At 46.7% G+C, this 4,589-nt stretch carries 4 protein-coding genes; 2 read left to right on the top strand and 2 right to left on the bottom strand.

Annotated features, from left to right (window positions below; all coding sequences use genetic code 11):
• Positions 1 to 1,535: acetylxylan esterase (locus tag VF500_RS18075; RefSeq protein WP_414688587.1), on the top strand; the 1,535-nt coding region annotated here is incomplete at its 5' end.
• A 521-nt stretch (positions 1,536 to 2,056) separates the two neighbouring features.
• Here VF500_RS18075 and VF500_RS18070 read toward each other — a convergent pair.
• A complete protein-coding gene (locus VF500_RS18070; protein ID WP_330861018.1) occupies positions 2,057 to 2,803 on the bottom strand; it encodes an SDR family oxidoreductase in 747 nt (248 codons plus the stop codon).
• Between the two features lie 16 nt (positions 2,804 to 2,819).
• Positions 2,820 to 3,851: a LacI family DNA-binding transcriptional regulator gene (locus tag VF500_RS18065; RefSeq protein WP_330861017.1), complete on the bottom strand. Its 1,032-nt coding sequence runs from the start codon at positions 3,849 to 3,851 to the stop codon at positions 2,820 to 2,822.
• A gap of 156 nt (positions 3,852 to 4,007) precedes the next feature.
• Here VF500_RS18065 and uxuA point away from each other — a divergent pair.
• Positions 4,008 to 4,589, top strand: a 582-nt coding sequence (gene uxuA, locus VF500_RS18060; RefSeq protein WP_330861016.1) for a mannonate dehydratase, incomplete at its 3' end; no start/stop codon positions are given.

Below are 4,589 nucleotides of genomic sequence, written 5' to 3'. Positions count from 1 at the left end.
AATCCAGGAGAATGAAAACTACTGTATTCTTTTTTCTACTCGCGTGTGCCGTTGCAGCAAAAGCTCAAAACGCCGCTCCGGTAAATTTTACTGCTGATCAGGATCATCAGAATATGATGAAACAGTTAGGGATCAAAACCTTGCGCAATGGCCCCAGCGGTGATGAATCTGCTCCTAACCATGCCAATTATGATGAGGCCTTGGCTAATCCTTACCCTACTTTGCCGGATGCACTTACCTTAAAGAATGGCAAAAAGGTAACTACTGCCGAAATGTGGTGGAAACAGCGCCGCCCCGAAATTGTAGAGGATATGGAGCGCGAGGTTTATGGCCGCATCCCGGCTAATGTACCTAAAGTAACCTGGACGGTTAAAGTTACGGATAAGGAACGCGTTGGTTTTTTTCCAGTGATTGCCAAACAGCTGATAGGCCATGTTGGTAATTCGGCTTACCCGCTTATCAATGTGAATATTGAAATGACATTGGTAGTGCCCGCAAATGCCAAAGGGCCGGTGCCTGTATTGATGATGTTTGGCCGCAGCGCTTTGCCTGCGCCTGCCCAACCTTCACCTACAGATGTTGAAAAGATCAACACCGCACTGAAAGAGCTGCTTGTAAAAGAGCATCCCGAATTAAAGACCATTTTTGAACAATATCCTGCCTATAACCCTATTCCTGAACAATCTCCTTTCGGGCCGGGTGGTTTCCAGGTGACCAAAGGTGATCCGCCGACTACCACGCAATTGATAGCCAACGGTTGGGGTTATGTGTTGATAGATCCGTCATCGATACAGGCCGATAACGGCGAGGGTTTAACCAAAGGGATCATCGGCTTAGTAAACAAAGGACAACCTCGCAAACCCGAAGACTGGGGAGCTTTACGCGCCTGGTCGTGGGGAGCGGCACGTGCGTTGGATTATTTGGAAACACAGCCCTCAGTTGATGCCAGGCATGTAGGCATTGAAGGTGTTTCCCGTTATGGAAAGGCAGCTCTGGTAACACTGGCCTTTGAGCCAAGGTTTGCTATGGGGCTGATCGGTTCTTCGGGAGAAGGGGGAGCTAAATTGCACCGCCGTAATTTTGGCGAGGCGGTTGAAAGCCTTACCGGCGGCGAATATTACTGGATGGCCGGTAACTTTATGAAGTACGGCGCATCGGAAGCTACATTCGGTGCTAAAACCGCGAAAGATCTCCCGGTAGACGCGCATGAGCTGATTGCCTTGTGCGCGCCGCGCTTCACTTTTATAAGTTACGGTATCCCCGAGCAGGGCGACGCCAAATGGCTTGATCAGCAGGGAAGCTATATGGCAACTGTCGCCGCCGGCTCCGTATTTAAACTGCTTGGTGCAAAGGATATCGGTGTTTCAAATGATTATAAAACCGAAAAGATGCCGCCGGTTAGTACCGGTTTGCTGAATGGTGAGTTGGCCTGGCGACAACACGACGGCGGCCATACCGATGCACCAAACGTAAAATACTTTATTGCCTGGGCCAATAAACTGATGCATTATGGAAAGGAAGGAGGAGGGAAGTGATTTACCAGCGTGTCATCCTGGGTGTTTAAATCCGTTGAACTCTGCAGGCGCAATGACATCTCCACCACGTCATTGCGAGGCACGAAGCAATCCCCAACAGGTAGGTAACGATCTTTGTTCTATGGACTTACATCGTCGCGCTCTTGGCCGCGCGGGGCCAGTTACTTTTTTCTTGATAAAAAAGTAACCAAAAAATCAAGTTAGCAGATAGGCTTCTTTGCCGCACAGGCCTTTGCCCTGCAAATCGGACAGAACCACGGCTGCAATTATTTTGCCCTGCTGCGCTCGCACTTTGCCAATACTTCTGCAAAAACTTGCTATGCCCCTTCCTGCGCACAAGGCCATCATTGTTCTGCCCGCTTTCACCCGAAGCTTACCTGCTGACAAGGACATTCTTTATTTATTATGTCATGGGTAACTTGTTTCAGCCCCCAGAAGAAAGGTAGGCGATTTACTTAGCATATGGCTCAGCGAGTGAGATGTTGAAACAAGTTCAACATGACGTTGAATTATTATAATTATTAAAACCCTATCGAATTTCCCCCATCAACCTGCAAAATAACCCCGGTTACATATTTGGCGCTGTCGGTAGCTAAATAATAAACGGCTTCGGCTACATCGGCGGGTTCGCCTAATTTACCCATCGGGGTGCGGCCCATTACCTTTTGCTTGCGGGCAGGATCGTTATCCAGCGCCTTTGCCGACATATCTGTAGCTATAAAACCTGGAGCAACGCAATTCACCCTGATGCCTTGCGGCGAAAGCTCGGTAGCCATAGCCCTTGTCATGCCCTCGATGGCAGTTTTGGACGCTGAGTAGGCAATAACGTAGGGTATACCGTATTGCGCCGCCATCGAACTGATGTTAACAATACTTCCTCCGCCTGCTTTTAACATGCTTTTTACCACCTCGCGGCTTATGGCAAACACCGAAGTAAGGTTAGTTTGGATCACCCTTGAAAATTCTTCATCAGTTACCTCGGCAAAAGCTTTTTTGTGGTTGATGCCGGCATTATTAACCAAAATATCAGGAACGCCAAATTCGGCTTCAATCTCTGCTATCAATTGTGGTATACCGGTTGTATCGCTCAGGTCGTATTGTTTATAACTGCAAAGTTCGCCAAACTGCTGTGCTGCCGCGATCAGTTTTGCTTCGTCCCGGCCAATGATGATGGTTCTGATGCCTTGTTCGGTGAATTTTTTGGTGGTGGCAAGTCCAAGGCCCGAGGCTCCGCCGGTTACGATAGCAAGTTTGTTTTTTGAGTTCATGGAGGTTTAAAAAATGTTATTTTTTCCTGGAAGATGATTCGCGTACTATCAATTCCGACCGGAGGATAAGGCTATGCGTTTGTTGCAGGTCCTGCCGGTTGGTTAAATGGTTGATAAGCATGCTTGCGGCAACTTCACCCATTTCATATCCTTTATAATTTACGGTAGTGAGGTTTGGCTCAATCACGCAGGCTGCCGGGTCATTATTAAAACCGGCTATGGCTATTTGTTCAGGGATTTTAATGCCTGCTTTTTTCAGTACCTGGATGCAGCTAACGGCACTCACATCATTAACTGTAAATATGCCGTCGGGAAGCGGATCCATTTTTAAAATAGCTTCGGCCGCCGCGGCAGATTCCTTAGCACTCAGGTCGTTGATGATCACCAGTTGCTCGTCAAAGTCAATATGATGTGCTTCAAGTGCTTGTTTATACCCGCGAAGGCGCTCGGCGTAAACATTGCGCAATTGGTTCCCGTTAATATGTACTATCCTTTTGCAACCTTGCTGAAGCAGGTGGTCGGTTACCTCGTAGGCAGCCTTGAAATTATCGATATAGATCTGCGGGTAATGTGCATGTTCAATGATCCTGTCGAAGAACAGCACCGGGATCTTTCGCTTAATAAAAGGTTCAAAATGCTCGATGCCGGTGGTGTCGTAAGCCAATGAAACCAGCAGGCCGTCGACCCGGTTATTCAGCATAGCTTTGGCATTGCTGATCTCCTTCTTCATTGTCTCTAACGACTGGCTGATGATGAGATTGTAATTATTATTGTTCACAACTTTTTCGATGCCCGCGATAACATCCGACATGAAACTGCTGTTGAGCCGGGGTACAATTACGCCGATAATATTGCTGTTTTTGCGGCGTAAATTGCTGGCGAATGAATTGGAGCGGTAACCCATTTCTTCGGCGGCTTTGACGATCTTCTTGTTGGTATTTTTATTAACCCGCGGATGATCTTTAAGCGCACGGCTAACCGTAGCTGCCGAAACCTTTAATTTTTCGGCAATGTCATATATGGTTATCTCTTTTTCGCTGCCCGGCATATAATTAATTTGAGGTGCTTAAACGATGTTACGGGCTTGATGATAGCGGCGCAAAATTGTTTAGTTGATAAAAGTATAAAATTATTAACAAATTATTGAAATTTATGCAATCGGTTGCATAAATTTATCGCGTTGATAAATATCCGTTTAAATAGTATGGTACCAGATTTAGAACAAACCTTCAGGTGGTTTGGTCCCGGCGACCCGGTAACTTTAAGTGCAATAAAACAAACAGGGGCAAGCGGGATAGTTACCGCGCTTCATCATATCCCCTGCGGTGATGTTTGGAGCCGTGAAGAGATCAGCCGGCGAAAGGCCATGATTGAAAGTGCAGGTTTTAACTGGGCGGTTGTGGAAAGTGTGAATATTCATGAAAGTATCAAAACCGGAAGTGCGGGGCGTGACAGGTACATTGATAACTATATCCAAACGCTGCAAAATTTAGCGCATGAAAGGATCTTTACAGTGTGCTACAACTTTATGCCCGTATTGGACTGGACCCGTACGCATCTTGACCATCGCTTAGTAAACGGTGCTTCGGCATTGCTATACAACGCTCCTGCTTTAGCGGCCTTCGATCTTTATATTTTAGAGCGGGAGAATGCTTATAATGAATTTAGTATCGAGCAGCAAACAGCCGCAAAGCTTTACCTCGACGAGTTGAATGAGGATGACAAAACACTATTAACCAATACAATATTAGCAGGATTACCCGGTACAGATGAGGTTTTTACGATT

This window comes from Mucilaginibacter sp. (genome assembly GCF_036383575.1).
GTDB lineage: Bacteria > Bacteroidota > Bacteroidia > Sphingobacteriales > Sphingobacteriaceae > Mucilaginibacter.
The sequence above is the reverse complement of the archived record's forward strand: the minus strand, read 5'-3'. Positions and strand labels throughout refer to the sequence as shown.